Source organism: Pseudomonas sp. Pseusp10, from assembly GCF_059492225.1.
Genome location: NZ_CP168528.1, coordinates 4497107 through 4515299, shown reverse-complemented (window position 1 = coordinate 4515299; position 18193 = coordinate 4497107). Strand labels below are relative to the sequence as shown.

The following is an 18193-nucleotide window of genomic DNA, read 5'->3' as shown; positions in this document are numbered from 1 at the left end:
GCGGTGTGTCGGGTAGCGACGATTGCGTTCGGTTGCCCGACGGTTTTTGTTGTTATGGCTAGAGGTCTGGAAGCGCCAGGATCGCACGGGCGGCAATGTCGGTGCCGCGGGTCGCCTGCATGCGCTCGCTGAACGATTTGAGGCGTTGTTTCATCGGTTGATCGGCCAGCAACTGTTCGAGGGCGGCGGGCAGGTCGGCCAGGGGATCGGCAAAGCGCGGCAGGTAACGGCCGACGCCGACTTCCTCGGCCCGTGCGGCATTATCGTGGCCGTCCCAGCAATACGGAATGATCAGCGACGGCAAACCGAAGTACAGCGCCTCGCAGAAGCTGTTGTTGCCGCCGTGATGGATGAACACATCGCATTCCTTAAGCACTGCCGGCTGGGCAAACCAGCTGTCGAGGTACACGTTGTCCGGCACGGTGGTGTACATGTCGCGGTAGGCGCCGACGTTGACCAGGAAGCGATAGGGCAAGGTTTCGATCGTGCTGATCAGGCGCTTCATCATCCCGGTGTCGGCGGCGCCAAGGCTGCCGAAACTGAGGTAGATCAGCGGTGCGTCGTTGTGCCGTGGGAAGTCCGGGACGATGTACGGCGCTTCCCGCCGTACGCAGCCGTCGAGGTAGACGTAGCGCTGCGGATCGAGCGGCTGCCGGCGTTCATAACGCACAGGCGTCGGCGACAGCAGCAGGTTGAGCCAGGGTGAGTCGGTGAGGAACTGCCCCGCAGGACAGGGCGCCGTATGGTTGCCGAGGAGAAATTGCGAAAAGCGTTCATGGGCCGGTGCGACAGCCTTCAGGTACTGCCCGGAGTAACGCTCGCAGGCCTCGGTGTCACTCGCCAGACACCCGGACAGGTACGGCGGAACAGCGGCATCCGGCAGTTCGGTCTCGGCGCAGGACATCACCCGCACCCACGGGCAGCCAGCGTTGGCGATGGCCGGGAACATCACCACGTTGTCGAGCACGATCACGTCGGGCTTGAGGCGGCCGAGCAGCTGCTGCAAGGGTTTTTCCGCTTCGATGGCGGTGTCGATGATGGCTTCCCAGGCGGGCGCCACGTAGCTGTCGATCTGCGCCAGCGGGGTCTGGTCGAAGTAGGGAATGCTGCGCTCGATGAAGCGTTCCCAGTAGTGCTGGTGTTCCGCCGCCGACAACGGGCTCACTTGCGGAATCGGGTACTCGTCGAATCCATATTCGGCGAACAGCCCCTGGAAATGCTCATGGCAGATGAACACCGGTCTGGCGCCCAGCTCACGCAACGACTGAGCGATACCAATGCAGTTCAAGGCCGCGCCGAAACTGGCTTCCGGAAACAGGGCGATCAGTTTTTGTTTTTGCATGGCGAGGGACTGTCCATGGCGGGTCAGACCCGCCGCTCCTGAAGGTGTTTTTGATGCTGTCTTATTTTCAAAAAAAAATCATCATGTTTTTGCAGGGCGCTTAACGACGCCCAAACAGATGGCTTTGCGGGATGCCACGGTTGGCGGTTTGCGGGCGCTGCGCGGCGCTCAGGCGCAGGTGCAGGCGCAGCAGGTCGGCGGCGATCTCCATCTGTCCGCGTTCGATCTGCGCGATGATTTGCAGGTGTTCGCGCAGGGCTTCTTGCAGGCGGTGCACGCTGACCGATGGCAGCAGGTTCGGCAGGCGGCGCAGGCCTTGATGCTGGAGCAGGGCGTCGCTGATGAAGCGGTTGCCGCAACTCTGGGCCAGCAGTTCGTGGAAGCTGATGTCCAGTTCGCGAAACTGTTGGATATCGAAGTCTTCCACGGGGCGGGCGAGCAGGGTTTGCATGGCGCTACGCAACAGCGCCAGGCGCTGCGGGTCGGCGTTGAAGCTCGGGCTGAGCAAGGCTTCGGGCTCGAGGATCAAGCGGAATTTCAGGCTCTCTTCGAGGGCGGCCAGGCTGTTCAGCGACGGGCGAAACAGCCAGGACTGGCCGGGGCCGCGCTCGATGGCCTGGCTTTCGCTCAATTGCTGCAGGGCTTTTTGCGCCGCCGGCCGGCCGATGTCGTAGCGGCGCATCAGTTCGCTGATGCTGATGCTGTCGCCCAGACGCCCGGCCATGCGGTCGCGCAGTACCGACGCGGCCAGCTCTTCTTCCTCGGCCTGGGGCAGGGTGGCGTTGAACGCCTGGCCCGACGGCGAGGCCAGCAATCGGTAGCCCTTGCCGGCTTCATGACTCAGCAGGTTTTCTTCCAGCAGCACTTTCAGCGCGCCGCGAATCAGCGTGCGCGACACCTGGAACGTGCGGGCCAGGGCTTGTTCAGCCACCGGGTCGCCGGCCACCAGTCCGCTTTCCTGGGTGTGCTCGAGGATGCGCCGGGCCAGTTCCAGGTGATTGGTGCGCGGTTTTTTTTCGGCTGTCGTGCTCAAGCGTCTTTTCTCGTGGTGATCCGCTGTCGGGCTCAGTTGCCCATCTTATGTCATGCGCTGGCCAGTCGTCAGGCCGGAAAAAAGCGTTGACATCTTTTGATACTGGTCCTAATTTCTAAAAAAAAACACAAGCAATCGTTTCTCGTTTTGCCGTACTGCCTTCGAACACAACAATAAACAATCGTCGGGTGAGTATTTATGAGCAAGCTGAATGATCTTCTGTGCGTGGGATTGGCCGTTTCCCTGGCGATCGCTTCACAGGCTGCAAGTGCGAAAGACATGGTGATTTCCATCTGGGACGGCTACATGGCCCCGGATGCACTGGAGAAGTTCAAGGCTGCCAGCGGTGTGGACGTCGACAAGGCGCTGCACGCCACCAACGAAGAAATCATGGGCAAGCTGATGGCGTCCGGCGGTGAAGGCTATGACGTAGTGTTCGTCTCCTCGCCCTTCGCCGAAGTCCTGCACAAACAGGGACTGCTGGCGGACATCGATCCGGTCAAAGTCCCCAACCTGAAAAACCTCTACCCCGAAGCCACTCACCTGGAATACGACCAGGGCAACCAGTTTTCCGTGCCTTACACCTGGGGCACCACCGGTATCTGCTATCGCTCCGACAAGGTGACGCCGACGCCGCAGAGCTGGAACGAGCTGCTTAATCCAAGCGATGCCCTCAAAGGCAAAGTGACGATGCTGGCCACCGACCGCTGGATGCTCGGTGCCGGTTTCCTCGCCAAGGGCTGGTCGGTCAACGATAGCGACCCCGCGCAAATCGCCGCAGTTCGCGATCAACTGATCGCCACCAAAAAACGCATTCTCTCCTTCGACGACACCACCTTCTATTCCAAGCTGGCCTCCGGCGAATCGCTGATGGCCCACGCCTGGGACGGCTGGTGCAACTACGGCACACAAGCCAACGCGGCGATCAAGTTCGTGGTGCCCAAGGAAGGTTCCGACCTGTGGGTGGACACCATGGTGGTGCTCAAGAGCTCAAAGCACCAGGACCAGGCCTTCAAGTTCATCAACTTCATGCTGGCCAGGGAAAACCATGCCTGGGTCGCTGAAAACATCCTCTACAAAGTCCCCAACCAGGCGGCCATGGCCGGGTTGTCCGCGGACCTGCTCAAGCAATACCCCAACCTGACCATCGCCCCCGCCGAGCTGCTGAAAATGGAGCAATTGCGCGACCTGGGCGGCACCACGCAAAAGGCCTACACCCGCGCCGTCACCGAAATCATGGCGGCGCAGAACTAACGCCACGTCGATCCGAGGCATGCCCGGCATGCCTCGCCACGCTCGCAAGCCGCCTCTGTCCTGAGGCGGGAGGATAGGGTTAATGAGTGCTTTGCATGCTGACAGGCGTCTGTCGGCCTGGCTTCTTGCGCCCGGCTTCGGCTGGCTGCTGATGTTCCTGGTGATTCCGTGCCTGCTGGTGCTGGTCTACAGCTTCGTCGAACGCGGTGCGTATGGTGGCATCGACTGGTTGTTCACCTGGGAAAACTATCAGCGCGCGTTCGATCCGCTGTACCTGGGCATCCTGCTCAAATCGGCGAAAATCGCCGGGCTGGCCACGGTGTTTGCGGTGTTGATCGGCTACCCGGCGGCCTATGCGATTGCCCGGGCGCCACGGCGGCGCCAGGCGGTGTATCTGTTCCTAGTGATGCTGCCGTTCTGGAGCAACTACCTGATTCGCACCTACGCCTGGATCGTCCTGCTCAACCGCGAAGGCCTGATCAATCGCGTGCTGCAACTGTTCGGCTACAGCGGCGAACCCATCAGCCTGCTGTACACCGAAGCCTCGGTGGTACTGGGGCTGGTCTACAACTACATCCCCTTTGTGATCCTGGCGATTTTCTCTTCGTTGTCGCGGATCAACAACGAACTGTGGGACGCCTCGAAAGACCTCGGCGCCTCGGGCTGGATGACCTTTCGCCGGATCATTCTGCCGTTGAGCGTGCCGGGTATCGCCGCCGGAGCGGTGTTTGTCTTCGTGTTGAGCATTGGCAACTTCATCACGGCCGACCTGCTGGGCGGCAAGCAGGTGCAGATGGTCGGCAACCTGATCTATTCGCAATTCCTCACGGCGCGGGACTGGCCGTTCGGTGCGGCGCTGAGCTTCTTCCTGATCGCGATCATGTTGATCCTGTTGTTCATCCAGGCCCTGGTGGCCCGTCGTGCAGAAGGGGCGCGCTCATGAGTCAGCCACGTTCTGTCAGCGCCACCGTGCTGGGTTCGCACCTGGGGCTGGTGTACGCCTTTCTTTATATACCGATCCTGGTGCTGATCCTGCTGTCGTTCAACAAATCCGGGTTGCCCACGGCCTGGGGCGGCGTGTCGCTGAAGTGGTACGCGGCACTGGCGCACAACACGGCGATCCTGTCGGCGGCGCTCAACACCTTGATCGTCGCCTTATCGGCCACCTTCATTGCCTGCGTACTCGGGACGTTCCTCGCGCTGGGTATCGAATTGCGCCGCAAGGGCAATGACAAGGGGCAGGTGGTCGACACCTTGTTGATGGCGCCGATGATCATTCCCGACATCGTGCTGGCGATTGCGCTGCTGAGTTTTTTCAACCTGCTCAAGGTTGGCCTGGGCCTGCACTCGATCATCATCAGCCACGCGGTGTTCAACATTGCCTTCGTCTGCGCGGTGGTGCGCACGCGGCTCAAGCACTTCGACTATTCGATCCTCGAAGCCTCGATCGACCTCGGCGCGAGCTGGTTCACCACGTTCCGCCGGGTGCTGTTGCCGGTGATTTTTCCCGGTGTACTGGCTGGTGGATTGCTCTCATTCACCCTGTCGGTGGACGAATTCATCATCGCCTTTTTCAACTCCGGCTCCGGCCAGGCTTCGACCACGTTGCCCATGCAGATCTACGCCATGATCCGCTTCGGCGTCACTCCGGAAATCAACGCTCTGGCGACGCTGGTGATGCTGGTCAGCATCACCGCGCTGCTGGCTTCGCAGCGTCTCAACAAGGCTCCTCGCACCCATGAATAATTCATCTGCGGTACTGATCCTGGATAAGGTCAGCAAGTCTTATGGCAACGGTCTGGCGGTCAACGAGGTGTCGCTGAGCATCCGCGAGAACGAGTTCTTCGCGTTGCTCGGGCCGTCCGGTTGCGGCAAGACCACGCTGTTGCGCATGCTCGCCGGGTTCGAGACGCCCAGCGGTGGCTGCATCTACCTGGACGGCAATGACATCTCGCCGTTGCCGGCCAACAAGCGTCCGCTGAACCTGATGTTCCAGTCCTATGCGCTGTTTCCCAACATGACCGTGCGCAAGAACATCGCCTACGGCCTGGAAATGGAACGCCTGCCGGAAACGGAAATCCGTCGCCGGGTCGATGAGGTGCTGAACACTGCGCAGCTCGGTGAACTGGCTGAGCGCAAGCCCGATCAACTCTCCGGCGGCCAGCGTCAGCGCGTGGCGCTGGCCCGGGCATTGGTCAAGCGCCCGCGGGTATTGCTGCTCGACGAGCCCTTGGGCGCCCTCGACAAAAAGCTGCGGGAAAAGATGCAACTGGAACTCAAGCGTCTGCAACACGAGAGCGGCATCACCTTCATCATCGTCACCCACGACCAGGAAGAAGCGCTGGTGATGTCCGACCGCATGGCGGTGCTCGACGGCGGCAAGGTGTGCCAGTGCGGCAGCCCGACCGAACTCTACGAAAACCCCAACAGCCGTTTTGTCGCCAACTTCATCGGCGTCAGCAATCTGCTCGAAGGCGTGCGCTCGGGCCAGCACTCGGTGCGGGTGAATGGCCAGGAGTTGAGCGTGGAAACCGACGCACCGCTGGTGTCCGGTCAATCCGTCGCCGTGGTGGTGCGCCCCGAACGCCTGCAAGTGCTGACGGAGCAGGGCAGGATTTGCCCCAATCAGGTCAGCGGAAAAATCGTCGAAGTCGCCTACCACGGCCTCGACACCAACCTGCACGTGCAGACAGCCCTCAGCGATAAACCGCTGATCGTGCGCGTGCCGTCCTCACAGTTTGAATTCGCCCATTTTGCAATCGACACGACCATCCGGCTGGGCTGGCAAGCCCGGCATGCCCGCGTATTGACACGCTGAACAATAAAAAGACCAGGCAGGAGCAGCACTCGATGAAACAGAAAGTGATCGCATTCTTCCCCGAAGCCGCCTACGGCCCGGCGCTGAACTCAGTCGGTATTGCCCAGGCGTGTGAAGCCCTGGGCCATAAAGCGGTGTTCCTCACCGACCCGGGCATGAGCGGTGTGTACGCCGGTTATGGTTTTGAAGAACACATGGTGAACATGTCGGCGCCGATGCCGGCCGAAGAGATGGCCCGTTACTGGGTCGACTTCATCAACGGGCACATCCCGAACTTCCGCAAGTCGCCACTGGAGCAGATCGACAACTACGTCAAGGAATGCTGGGCGGCCATCGTCGAAACCGCCAAGTGGGCGCAAAAAGACCTGCCGGCGGTGCTGGACAAGGTCAAGCCCGACCTGATCTGCGTCGACAACGTGATCCTGTTCCCGGCGATCAAGCAATACGGCAAGCCGTGGGTGCGGATCATTTCCTGCTCGGAAAACGAGATCGAAGACCCGGATATCCCGCCGCACCTGTCGGGCATGAGCATCGACGACAAGGCCGGCCACGCGCAGTTTCGCCAGCGCTTCGAAGAAGTGGTCGGGCCGATCCACGAGGACTTCAACCAGTTCCTGCAGGCCCACGGTGAGGAGCCCTATCCGTTGGGGACGTTCTTTGAAGCGTCGCCGTTCATGAACCTGTTGCTGTACCCGGACGCGGTCAAGTTCGACCGCCGCCATCCGCTGCCGGCCGAGCGCTTCCATTACCTGCAAGGCTGCGTGCGCCACGACACGCCCTACGAGATTCCGCAGTTTCTCGCCCACAACGACAAGCCGCTGCTGTACGCCAGCTTCGGCAGCCTGGGTTCCGGTGATGTCGAGCTGCTCAAGCGCCTGATCGATGCAGTGGGCAAGCTGCCTTACCGGGCATTGTTCAACGTCGGCGAGCACCTCGACGAATACACCGATCTGCCGGACAACGTGCAGATTTCCAACTGGTTCCCGCAGCCGTCGGTGATTGCCCAGGTCGATGCGGTGATCCATCACGGTGGCAACAACAGCTTCACCGAGTGCCTGTTCTTCGGCAAACCGGCCATCGTCATGTCCTACGTCTGGGACGGCCACGACAACGCCATGCGCGCCGAAGAAAGCGGCCACGGTTTCAAGCTGGATCGCTACGAATGGAGCGAAGAACAGCTCGCAGAAAAACTCCACGCCTGCCTCAACGACGGGGCCATGCGCCAACGCCTGCAGCGCACCAGCGCGCAGATGCAATCCCGCAAAGGGCCGCAAGACGCGGCCGCGATTCTCGACAAGGTGCTTAACCATGCCTGACTCATCCACCACGGCGGGTATTACGCCGTACCTCGAAGCCGTCAGCAGCCGCACCGATCTGGTGGACTGGGGCGTGCAGAGCGACGCCGTCGAAGGCGTCTCGCACTCCAGCGGCCGTCTGCTGTTCAAAGGCCCGAACAACAGTCCGGAAAGCGGATTGTGGGTCTGTACCCCCGGTCGCTGGCGGCTGTCGATTCCCCGGGACGAGTTGTGCCACTTCATCGCGGGTCACGCCACATACCGTAACGACAACGGTGAAGTGATTGAAGTGCGCCCCAACACCCTGGTGCTGTTCCCGGCCGGCTGGACGGGCGAATGCAACGTCCGGGAAACCCTGCGCAACGTTTACATGCTGGCCTGAGCCTGCCCTTTGTAGGAGCGAGCTTGCTCGCGATGGGCGTTAACGATGACGAGGGGGGCCTGAATGAATGCGGCGCCCTTACGTTTTTCGCGAGCAAGCTCGCTCCTACACACACAACCTGGAGAACAACACATGACTACCCCGTTTCTGTACGACCCGCTGAGCATCACCGACGTCAAGGATTGGGGCGTGATCCCGACCATGCTTGAAGGCCAGTCCCGTGTCTCCGGCGTGGTGCTGCACAAAGGCCCCGAAGGCCAGTCCGAATGCGGCATCTGGATCTGCACCCCGGGCAAGTGGTTTTGCCATGTCACCAGCGACGAGTTCTGCCACTTCCTCGAGGGCCGCTGCACGTACGTCCACGAGTCCGGCGAAGTGATCGAGATCAAGCCAGACACCGCCGCCTTCTTCGGCAAGGACTGGAAGGGTGTGTGCACCGTCCACGAGACCATCAAAAAGGTCTACATGATCCGGTGATTGCCATGACAGATGTACTGGCGTCATTGCCAACCCGTGAGGACCAACGCGCAGCCTTTTTGGCCTGTGCCGGTTTTGCCGAGGCAATGCTGGTTGCCTTGCCGGCAGATGCTTCGACCCGGCGTTACTTCCGCCTGGACGGCGCCGGCCTGTTGCTGATGGATTCGCCGCCCCATAGCGAACCCATCGGCCCGTTTGTGCGGATCGCCCGGCAGTTGCAAGGGCTGGGCCTGTCCGCGCCGGCCTTGCTGCAAGTGGATGAAGAGGCGGGGCTGGCGCTGATCGAGGATTTCGGTCACGACACCTACACCCGGTTGCTGGCGGCCGGGCATCCGGAGTCGGAGCTGTATCACCTGGCGGTCGATACGCTGGTGGCGTTGCATCGTGCAGCGCCAGCCGCGGAGCTGGCGCCTTACGACGAGCAGCGACTGGCGGACGAGTACAGGTTGTTTATCGACTGGTACGTGCCTTTGCTTGTCGGCAAGGAGACGGCGCAGGCCCTGCGCGAGTCGTATCTGGCGGTGTTTGCCGACGCCTGCCGCGATGTCGCAAAACGCCGCGAAGCCTTAGTGCTGCGCGACTTCCATGTCGACAACCTGATGCTGCTGCAAGGCCGCGAAGGTGTCGCCGCCTGCGGCTTGCTGGATTTCCAGGACGCCCTGGCCGGGGCGGCGGCCTATGACCTGATGTCGTTGCTCGAAGACGCCCGGCGCGATGTGCCCGAAGCGCTGCGCAAGGCACTGATCAGTCATTACCTGTTGCAGCGCCCGGAGCTCGATGCGCGGCGTTTTCTCGAAGATTACCGGCGCCTGGCGGCCCAGCGTCACGCCAAGGTGCTGGGGATTTTTGTGCGCCTGGCCGGCCGTGACGGCAAGCACGGATACCTGGCGCATCTGCCGCGCACCCTTGGTTTGTTTGTTCGGGCACTGGACGCCGAGGCCTTTGCGCCCCTGCGTGAATGGCTCGACCGGCATGTGCCGGGCTGGCGCGATGAGTTGCCCGCCGAGACCCTGGCGACATTGCGTGAAACCCCTTATCGATTGGTTCAAGGATCATCCCATGGCCACGTTTAACAGCGATTCTGCCTTGCGTTTCATCAATCCCGAGTTCCTGCCGCTGAGCGATGGCCGCGTGCGCGAAGTGCTCGACCCCGCGACCCTGCAACCGGTCGGGCAAGTCGGCGTGTGTGGCGAAGCAGACGTACAAGCCGCCATCGATGCCGCCACCGCCGCGCAAAAACAATGGCGCGTGGTCGATGCGAAAAGCCGCGCCGCGCGCCTGCATCAACTGGCCAATGCCATAGAGCAGAACGTGGCTTGCAACCGCGAAGTCGCACGCCTGATGACCCTGGAAATGGGCAAGCCGTTTCCCGAGGCCATGGGCGAGTTGGCCAACTGTGCGCCGATCTTTCGCTACTACGCGGAAATGGCCCGGGACGATGCCGGCAAGGTCGCCGGCACCACGCAGATCGGCTCCTTCCAGCATGTGCGTTATGAGCCGTATGGCGTCAGCGTGCACATCATGCCGTTCAACTTTCCGATCCTGTTGATGTGCTGGACGGTCGCTGCGTCGCTGGCGGCGGGCAACGCCTGCATCATCAAACCGGCGGAAGCCACGACCCTGTGCACCCTCAAGTTCATGGAGCATTTCACCGCGTTGTTGCCGGGACTGGTGTCTTGTGTGCCGGGTGATGCTGTGACCGCGCAGTTACTGGTGCAGTCGGCGCAAACCCATGCGGTGGCCTTCACCGGCAGTGTCGCGGCGGGCAAAGCCGTGGCCGTGGCCTGCGCCGAACGGATGAAGCCTTGCGTGATCGAGGCCGGTGGCAGCGATCCATTGATCATCTCCAGACATGCACCGCTGGATGTCGCGGCGGCGGGTGCCGTGACGGCTGCATTCCATCTCAGCGGGCAGATCTGCACGTCGGCCGAGCGCTTCTATGTCGTTGACGAGATCCATGACGAATTTGTCGCGAAGTTCGCCGAGCGTACCCGGGCCTTGCGCATTGGCCATGGCCTGGAGTGCTCGGAGATCGGGCCGATGGTCAGTGAAGCAGCGCGCAATAAGGTCATGCGCCTGGTCGATGACGCCGTGGCCAAGGGTGCGAAAGTGGTTTGTGGCGGGCGGATTCCACCCGGGCACAGCGTGGGTTGGTTCTATGAGCCGACCATCCTCACCGGGGTGACGGGCGACATGGCCATACTTCAGGAAGAGTGCTTCGGCCCGGTGGCGGCGATCTGTCGTGTCAGCGATTTCGACGAGGCGGTGCGGCTGGCCAATGATTCGCCGTTCGGCCTTGGCGCCTCACTGTTTTCCACGGACCTGGCCGAAGCCATGGAAGCCGCCGAGCGTCTGGAGGCGGGGATGGTCTGGGTCAACAATCCGTTGATCGACAACGATGCGCTGCCGTTCGGCGGCTGGAAGATGTCAGGCCTTGGGCGCGAGCTCGGGCGTCAGGGGCTGGAAGCGTTCCGCCGCTCGAAAATGGTCATCATCGACCATCAGCCAAAGATTCAGGACTGGTGGTACCCGTATGCCGACGACGTGTTCTTTCGCGATCCGGCCTGAAACCAGGATGCACACAGGAGGATCGCGATGAGCGACAACTTTGGCTGGCCGACGCTGGCGGTGATTCTGGCGGCCGGGCAGGGCACGCGGATGCGTTCGCCGCTGCCCAAGGTCTTGCATCCGGTGGGCAATCGGCCGCTGCTCGGCCACGTGCTGGCGGCGGTGGAGGCGGCGGGTATCGAGCAACGGACGGTGGTGGTGGGCGCTGGCGGCGGGCAGGTGGCGGAGTACCTGCAACAGGTCGCACCGACGGCGCAGGTCTTTACCCAACACGAACAACTGGGCACGGCCCACGCGGTGCTCGCGGCCCGCCCGGTATTGCAGGCGCACGAACAGCAACAGCAACAGGGCTGTGTGTTGGTGCTGTTTGGCGACTCACCCTTGATTACCCCGCAGACCCTGGCCCGTTTACGCCGGGCATTGATCGATGGTGCGGCCGTGGCGGTGGCGGGTTTCCACACCCAACGACCGGGGCCTTACGGGCGGTTGCTGGTGGAACAGGGGCGTTTGCGCGCAATCCGCGAAGCCAAAGATGCAAGCCCGCAGGAGCTGGATATCAACTTCTGCAATGGCGGTGTCATGGGCCTGCGCGCCGATACCTGCCTGTGGCTGCTGGAGCGTATCGGCAACCAGAACGCCCAGGGTGAGTTCTACCTCACCGATGCGGTGGCGGTGGCCAACGAGGCGGGGCTGACGGTCACTGCGGTGGAAGTGGATGAAATCGACGTACTCGGGGTCAATGACCGCGAGCAATTGCAGGTCGCCGAACAGCTGTACCAACAGCGTCGACACCGGCGGATCAAGGAGTGTCCCATGGGTGACTATCAGCGGTTGTACATCGGCGGTGAATGGGTCGCCCCGGTTCAACGCGGTGTTTTCGACACGCTCGATCCGAGTGACGAGTCGGTTCTGGCGCGGGTCGCTTCAGCCACGTTCGAGGACGTCGACCGGGCGGTTGCGGCCGCGCGTTCGGCGTTTGATGAAGGGGACTGGCCACGCTGGTCCGGTGCACAACGGGCCGAGGTCTTGCGCCGAATCGCCGAGGGTATCCGCAACCGTCAGGATGAGCTGGCGGCCATCGAAGTGCGCGACAACGGTAAGCCGTTGCCGGAAGCATTGTGGGACATCGCCGACACCGCCGGTTGCTTCGACTTCTATGCCGGACTCGCCGAGCAGTCGGATCAACAGAGTGAACAGTCGATCGATCTGCCGGATGCGCGCTTCACGTCATCGGTGATCAAGGAACCGCTCGGTGTGGTTGCGGCGATCATCCCGTGGAACTTCCCGATGCTGATGGCCTCCTGGAAAGTCGCCCCGGCGCTGGCGGCAGGTTGCACCGTAGTGCTCAAACCTTCCGAACTGACGCCGTTGACTGCTCTCGAACTGGCGGGCATCGCCGACAAGGCAGGATTGCCGGCCGGGGTGCTGAACGTGATCACTGGCCTGGGGCGCGAGGCGGGAGCGCCGCTGGCCAAACACCCGTATGTCGACAAAGTCGCCTTCACCGGGAGTGTGCCGACCGGGCGCAAAATCATGCAGGCGGCTGCGAACGATATCAAAAACATCAGCCTGGAACTGGGCGGCAAATCACCCTTCGTAATCTTTGCCGACAGCGACATTGAAGCCGCCGTGGAGTGGATTCTGTTCGGGATCTTCTGGAACCAGGGTCAGGTCTGTTCAGCCACTTCGCGGGTGCTGGTGGAGCGCGCGTTATACCCGGCACTGCTGGAGCGCCTGATTACCGCTACCAAGCAGATTCAGATTGGCCAGGGCTTCGAGGACGGGGTGAAGCTCGGGCCGCTGGTCAGCCAGGGGCAACTGGACAAGGTGCTGGCGGCGATTACAGCGGGTCAGCAAGAGGGAGCGCGGCTGGTTTCGGGCGGTGTGCGACCGGATTATCCGGAAAATGGTTATTACCTGACGCCAGCGATTTTCGCGGATGTTCCCGAAGACAGTTCGGTGTGGCGTGAGGAAATTTTCGGCCCGGTGGTGTGCTTGCGCGCATTCGACACGGAAGCCGAAGCGGTCAGACTGGCCAATGACTCGCCGTTCGGGTTGGCGGCGGCCGTCATGTCTCGGGATATCCCGCGCTGTGAGCGGGTCGCTCGCGGTTTTCGCGCAGGCATCGTGTGGGTCAACTGCTCGCAACCAACCTTCGTCGAGGCACCCTGGGGCGGTTACAAGCAGAGCGGCATTGGTCGCGAATTGGGCGAGTGGGGCTACAACAACTACCTGGAAACCAAGCAGATCACCCGCTACAACGGCGAACCCTGGGGGTGGTATCTGAAGTGAATTGAATGCAAACCGGCCTGCCTCAGAACAGGGGCAGGTCATTTTTCCCGATCTGTGTGCCATCACTCCCTGTTCAGCGCATCGATGATTGGGCAAACGGCCCCGCCGTCGCCTGCATCGCACTCTTGCACCAGTCCGCCCAGCACCTGCCGCATGGCGGCAAGATCGGCTATCTTTTGCTCGATCAGGGCCAGTTCGCCCAGCACCTGCCGCATGGCGGCAAGGTCGGCCATCTTTTGCTCGATCAGGGCCAGCTTGTGCACGGCCAGTGCCCGAGTCTCACTACAAGTGCAGGCCGCATCCAGTGTCAGCAGTGCGCCCACCTCATCCAGCGTAAATCCCAGCACCTGCGCCCTCTTGATGAAGCGCAGCCGTTTGACCTGTTCCGGTAGATAGCATCGATAACCGCTGAGTGGCTTTGGCGGCTCAACCAGCAAGCCACGTCGCTGGTAATAGCGAATAGTCTCGACGTTCATCCCGGCAGCTTCCGCCAACATGCCAATACTCAGCCCTGTCTCCATCGCACGCCCCTTGATTCTGTACCTAGGTACGGAGTGTAAAGTGATTCTAGGTTAGTTCAGTTCAAGGGAGAGAACGATCCGTGGTTATAGGAGGTGTGTCATGTGGAGTCAGCCTCTGATGCTTGTGGTGATCTACCTGATTATCACCCTCAGCATCGGCTGGTTGTATACCATTGCGCTCATGTATTGGCTTTGATCCAATTGGTGACGATCGGTCAGTCTGCATTTGGTACCGTTTTCGGCAGGCAGCTTTGTCCCGTTTTCTGCCTGTCACGACCGGCTGAAACCAACTCAATGTTGCCGGTCCTACTTCAAGCCAATCTAGCGCGGAGCAAAAAATCTTGATAGCGTAATGCCATCAAAAAAAGGCCATTTCGTCAGTAAGGACACTCAATTGAATCAGGCACGTTTGCTCTTGGCTATTTTGCTTTTCTCCAGCACAGCTCACGGAGCAGGCCAAAGCCTCGCTGGTATGGGCGCGTTGACTTGCGAGGATTACCTAAAGTACCGCAAAACTCCGAGCGAGGTTTTTGAAACCAGCGTTATCAGTTGGGTACAGGGTTTTTTAAGCGGCCAGAATATTGAGCGGATGGAGCGTGTTAAACCGGAGCAACAGAAAGCGGCTGTATATCTGCTACCCGCAGTATCGATGTACTTACCCCATCTCGACAATTTCTGCGAACAGGTACCCCTAGCTCCTATTTGGATGGGGGCAGTAGCTTTGGATCATGAACTGGAGAAATCGATTGATTCAGCGTTTCGTGCGCCGGACTGGAAACCCTGATCTATGTCATCCATGAAAGGGGCTTGGGTCGGACAGCGGCGGGGAGAAATGCAGCAGAAAGGCGACAGATTTATGTTTTCGTCCACGTCCAAGCAATAGATTCGTCCCCTTTTAAATTTAAACGTTAGCGTGAGGAATAAAATATAGATGAAATTACAGGCCATTATAAGCAAGGCGTTGACTGCGCAGTGGCCATATGATATCAACTCGCCTCATGGCTTGGGGAGCGATTTAACTTTCTACTGACTATATCATTGGAGATGTGCCCCGATTATAGCTATTAACACTGATGAGGTTTAGTATTTTATTTCGACATGGATCCAGCAGTTTTGACGACCTATGTCTGCCTTTAAAAGCTGGCATCAAAATTACTTCCCGCCTCCACTAATCAGAGCTTGCAGACAAAACATGAGAAAAATTATACATATCCTATACATCCTAACCATTGCAGTTCAGATATCAGGCTGTTCACAAAAAATTGTTGCACCGGGGGCGGAGGCACTTGCCAATGAAGCAAGCGCCTACTTTAAACCGGACAACAACTGGTCTTCGGACGGGCTATCAACAACCCTAATCGCAGTGTACCCAAGCACGGGTAGTCCTTTAGTAGAGTCAAAAGCCTTCATAGACTATAGCCAGATAAAAATCCCTCCAGGGACATATGGAGTTATACTAAGAGTCCATTTTAGAAATGCCACAGCCTTTCCAGTAGTTAGAGTCGAAGCCAAGCCTGGCAAGACCTATCTATTCACAGCCAAGCCTGTGATGGACGGAGTTGCCGTCAAAGCTGAGTATAAAGAAATAAACACCATCGAATAGATCCAAGGAAGGGACTATGAGGCTAAATTTATCATTTCTTTGTGTGGTGTTGCTGATTGGGGCAACAGGGTGTGTTTCTCAGAAAATGCCATTAATCGAAGATAGTAGTGCAACCTCCACTAAGGTTCGTTTTGTATCACCGCGCGAGATGGGCTGGATTAACCTATATCCAGAGACAGACTGCAACAACGGTGCACTTGTAGTTTTTGACAATCCAGTCGACAACTTTATAGAGTCATTACGCGGGCGTCCCCCAAAAAGAGTAGGAATGATTGGCTCTCCATATCCCGACTCGCGGGAAGCAGCAGAATACTCCTTCAAAGGTGGGCAGACTCTCAACATAGCTGTTACCCCCTTCCCTGGACGCTGCCTTGGCGGTCTAAGCTTCCCCACTGAATCCGGATCGCAATATGAAGTTGTTCTAGTGAGCAATACATCGAGCGGGTGCAAGTTCAAGATAAGCAAGCTAACCATGCTTAATAACTCCCCGCATCGGGAGCCCGTCAAGGGAATAGCTCCACTGATTTGCAAGTAAGTAGCCCACATTTTAGAGTAGGTTTGACAGTCAGAACCAGAACGAAAATCGCGACCCGGCGCAAATTTCATAACCGCTGATTGACCAAGCGCTGGCAGGTTTTAGGTAGCAACGCAGACTTCAAAACGGGTCATACCCTTTTAAACACTCTGGCTACCAAGTCCACTGACGACCGGCAGCTTCTGGTCCAGGCTGTGTGAAAACGTTTTGGAGCAGGTTTGGCAGTCAGGACTGGAACGAAAAGCGCGTTCCTGCGCAAACTTCCAGTCTGCTGGTTAGCCAAACGCTGGCAGATTCACGTAGCAACGCACACTTCGAAACAGCGCATGCGTTTTCACACAGCCCGGGTCGTTCTCTGCCGGTCATGGTCACAAAGCGTGATGGTCAAATTCGAGGCAAACGACTGGTCAGGTCGAATGCAATTGGGTGGGCAAGTCTGTGCAATTACCCAGCCTATGGAACTGAAGACCATTCCTGCCATCGAAGCCTTACGGGCGAGGCGGCCGTCGTAATGTTTACACATTCACATTGAACGCCCTGTTTGGCTGCAAAGCCGGGAGGGCTGTGTGGAAAAGAGCGCGATGTTCAAGTTCTTTGCGGGCTACCTGTTCGTGTGCACCCTGCTGGCATTGGGGGTGACCCAGGCGTCTCACTGGATTGCCTCGCACCTGCTGCTGAACTGGATTTTCTAGCGCCACGTCCCTCGATACTTCGCTCGACGATCCCGATAGCTCAAACACCGCAATGGTGCGATCCACGGTTTGACCTTCTTCTCCTGACCTCCTACCTGCACCTGCGTACTCGCGCCAACCTGTACTACACCGACTGGAAAGACCAGCCGGTCAGCCGTGTTGGACCCGGACAAGCAGTTCGTGCACCTCTTCAAGTCTAAACATGCAAGTGAGCCTGGTCCGGGCGGCGCTCCGACGATGGCGGACTTTCAGTTAGCGTGAGCGTTGACTGTGCAACGCGGCGATTGAAGCTGCGCGGGCAGGGGAGCAGGGTCGCGGGTTTGCGGTGGTGGAGGATGAAGTGCGGCAGTTGGCGGTGCGCCAGGGAGTCGTGCAACTGACCCAATTCAAGGATTGAGCCAGTTGCTATCGTTGCAGGGTTAGTGGAACGGGAAGATGTAGTTCATCCATGCAGCCATGCGCAGCAGGATCTTGCGCATCATCGCGATGTGATGGAAATGCTGGCTGTACAGCGCCGCCTGGCCGTAGGCCCCGCCGGGCATCTGGTCGGCGTACTGGGCATAGTCGGGATCGGTGATTTCAATGATTACCGGAACCCGGCCGGCCGGTGGTGAACCGGTGAAGCCGATCAGCGTGCCCGACGGTTGAACCTGGCCTTCGGCGATGACCGAAATCACGTTTTTGACCTTGCCTTCGAACACCTTCCCGGGAATGCCGTCGAAAGCGACTTCGGCCTCGTCGCCCTCTGTCAGGCGCAACAGGCTGTTCTGCCGCATCCACGCGGCGAAGTAATGCCCTTCGGCGGGAATGAAGACCATCGAAGGGCGCAGCGGCAACTTGGTCGCCATCATGCCCGGACGCAACGAAACGTGGGTGACGAAGCCTTTGCTCGGCGCGCGGACCGTGGTGTTGTCGAGTTCGTACTGCACGTTGTCCAGTTGTGCCTTCAGGTCATCACTGCGAGCGACCACGACGTCCAGTTCCCGTTGGGTGGCGAAATTACGCTTGATCAGCTCGGTGATCCGGGCGCGATCGGCCTGGGCGACAATCAGTTGTGCCCTGAGGGATTTCAGACGGTATTCGAAAGGCGTGGGATCGATGCGAAACAGCACATCGCCTTTTTCCAGGGGCTGGTTGGTCTTGACCGGCACGTCGATCACCTGGCCGCTGACCACGGGAATTACCGGAACCGATACGAAATAGGAGCGCGCCACCTCGGAGTAAGGGTGGTTGTAGTTCATCGTGAAAATCAGCGCGCCAATAATCACGATCCCGCCCAGCACCGCCGTGGGCACCGTCCATTTGTTCAGGGGGATGCGGAAGATCTTGAAGATGGCAACGCAGAGTGCGGCATACGTCAGAATGAGTAAAAGATCCATGG

At 59.6% G+C, this 18193-nt stretch carries 16 protein-coding genes and 2 pseudogenes; 14 read left to right on the top strand and 4 right to left on the bottom strand.

Annotation, left to right across the window (positions count from 1 at the left end):
• Positions 1-58: 58 nt before the first annotated feature.
• Together ACEN8Z_RS20315 and ACEN8Z_RS20310 are read right to left on the bottom strand one after the other, a co-directional pair.
• A complete protein-coding gene (locus ACEN8Z_RS20315) occupies positions 59-1342 on the bottom strand; it encodes a nucleotide disphospho-sugar-binding domain-containing protein (RefSeq protein ID WP_495595438.1) in 1284 nt (427 codons plus the stop codon).
• 100 nt (positions 1343-1442) lie between these two features.
• Positions 1443-2375: a GntR family transcriptional regulator gene (locus ACEN8Z_RS20310; RefSeq protein ID WP_495595437.1), complete on the bottom strand. Its 933-nt coding sequence runs from the start codon at positions 2373-2375 to the stop codon at positions 1443-1445.
• Between the two features lie 198 nt (positions 2376-2573).
• On the opposite strand from ACEN8Z_RS20310, the gene ACEN8Z_RS20305 reads away from it, so the two are divergent.
• The 11 genes and pseudogenes from ACEN8Z_RS20305 to ACEN8Z_RS20255 all read left to right on the top strand — a co-directional run bounded on the left by ACEN8Z_RS20305 (position 2574) and on the right by ACEN8Z_RS20255 (position 13461).
• The gene (locus tag ACEN8Z_RS20305) at positions 2574-3629 is read left to right on the top strand and encodes a polyamine ABC transporter substrate-binding protein (protein ID WP_495595436.1); all 1056 of its coding nucleotides are present in this window, start codon (positions 2574-2576) and stop codon (positions 3627-3629) included.
• An 82-nt stretch (positions 3630-3711) separates the two neighbouring features.
• Positions 3712-4572 carry an ABC transporter permease gene (locus ACEN8Z_RS20300; protein WP_007999014.1) on the top strand — a complete coding sequence of 287 codons (861 nt, stop codon included), beginning with the start codon at positions 3712-3714 and terminating at the stop codon, positions 4570-4572.
• On the top strand, positions 4569-5375 hold the full coding sequence (locus ACEN8Z_RS20295; protein WP_007976115.1) for an ABC transporter permease: 807 nt from the start codon (positions 4569-4571) through the stop codon (positions 5373-5375). Before ACEN8Z_RS20300 ends, ACEN8Z_RS20295 begins: the two co-directional genes overlap by 4 nt.
• Positions 5368-6447, top strand: coding sequence for an ABC transporter ATP-binding protein (locus tag ACEN8Z_RS20290; RefSeq protein ID WP_495595435.1), 1080 nt, complete (start codon positions 5368-5370; stop codon positions 6445-6447). The genes ACEN8Z_RS20295 and ACEN8Z_RS20290 overlap by 8 nt, the downstream gene beginning before the upstream one ends.
• Positions 6448-6479: 32 nt before the next feature.
• Positions 6480-7763 carry a nucleotide disphospho-sugar-binding domain-containing protein gene (locus ACEN8Z_RS20285; RefSeq protein ID WP_495595434.1) on the top strand — a complete coding sequence of 428 codons (1284 nt, stop codon included), beginning with the start codon at positions 6480-6482 and terminating at the stop codon, positions 7761-7763.
• Complete coding sequence (locus tag ACEN8Z_RS20280) at positions 7756-8124, top strand: cupin domain-containing protein (RefSeq protein WP_495595433.1); 369 nt, start codon at positions 7756-7758, stop codon at positions 8122-8124. Before ACEN8Z_RS20285 ends, ACEN8Z_RS20280 begins: the two co-directional genes overlap by 8 nt.
• Positions 8125-8256: 132 nt before the next feature.
• Positions 8257-8601: a cupin domain-containing protein gene (locus tag ACEN8Z_RS20275; RefSeq protein ID WP_007999023.1), complete on the top strand. Its 345-nt coding sequence runs from the start codon at positions 8257-8259 to the stop codon at positions 8599-8601.
• Positions 8602-8606: 5 nt separating this feature from the next.
• Positions 8607-9674 carry an aminoglycoside phosphotransferase family protein gene (locus ACEN8Z_RS20270; RefSeq protein ID WP_495595432.1) on the top strand — a complete coding sequence of 356 codons (1068 nt, stop codon included), beginning with the start codon at positions 8607-8609 and terminating at the stop codon, positions 9672-9674.
• The gene (locus ACEN8Z_RS20265) at positions 9661-11169 is read left to right on the top strand and encodes an aldehyde dehydrogenase family protein (RefSeq protein WP_495595431.1); all 1509 of its coding nucleotides are present in this window, start codon (positions 9661-9663) and stop codon (positions 11167-11169) included. Before ACEN8Z_RS20270 ends, ACEN8Z_RS20265 begins: the two co-directional genes overlap by 14 nt.
• A gap of 27 nt (positions 11170-11196) precedes the next feature.
• A pseudogene (locus ACEN8Z_RS20260) lies at positions 11197-11688 on the top strand (NTP transferase domain-containing protein); the annotation flags it as partial.
• Positions 11689-11982: 294 nt separating this feature from the next.
• Positions 11983-13461 (top strand): aldehyde dehydrogenase family protein, encoded by a 1479-nt coding sequence (locus ACEN8Z_RS20255; RefSeq protein WP_495598168.1) that lies wholly within the window; start codon positions 11983-11985, stop codon positions 13459-13461.
• 62 nt (positions 13462-13523) lie between these two features.
• On the opposite strand, the gene ACEN8Z_RS20250 is transcribed toward ACEN8Z_RS20255, so the two are convergent.
• Entirely contained in the window at positions 13524-13982 is a 459-nt protein-coding gene (locus ACEN8Z_RS20250; RefSeq protein WP_495595430.1) for a MerR family transcriptional regulator, read from the bottom strand.
• 394 nt (positions 13983-14376) lie between these two features.
• On the opposite strand from ACEN8Z_RS20250, the gene ACEN8Z_RS20245 reads away from it, so the two are divergent.
• From ACEN8Z_RS20245 to ACEN8Z_RS20235, 3 genes and pseudogenes are all read left to right on the top strand, one after another.
• The gene (locus tag ACEN8Z_RS20245; protein ID WP_495595429.1) at positions 14377-14766 is read left to right on the top strand and encodes an HdeA/HdeB family chaperone; all 390 of its coding nucleotides are present in this window, start codon (positions 14377-14379) and stop codon (positions 14764-14766) included.
• A 408-nt stretch (positions 14767-15174) separates the two neighbouring features.
• Positions 15175-15585 (top strand): hypothetical protein, encoded by a 411-nt coding sequence (locus tag ACEN8Z_RS20240; protein ID WP_495595428.1) that lies wholly within the window; start codon positions 15175-15177, stop codon positions 15583-15585.
• 1501 nt (positions 15586-17086) lie between these two features.
• Positions 17087-17173 (top strand): annotated as a pseudogene (locus tag ACEN8Z_RS20235) (methyl-accepting chemotaxis protein); the annotation flags it as partial.
• Positions 17174-17231: 58 nt separating this feature from the next.
• Here ACEN8Z_RS20235 and ACEN8Z_RS20230 read toward each other — a convergent pair.
• The gene (locus ACEN8Z_RS20230; RefSeq protein WP_495595427.1) at positions 17232-18191 is read right to left on the bottom strand and encodes an HlyD family secretion protein; all 960 of its coding nucleotides are present in this window, start codon (positions 18189-18191) and stop codon (positions 17232-17234) included.
• Between the last annotated feature and the right edge of the window lie 2 nt (positions 18192-18193).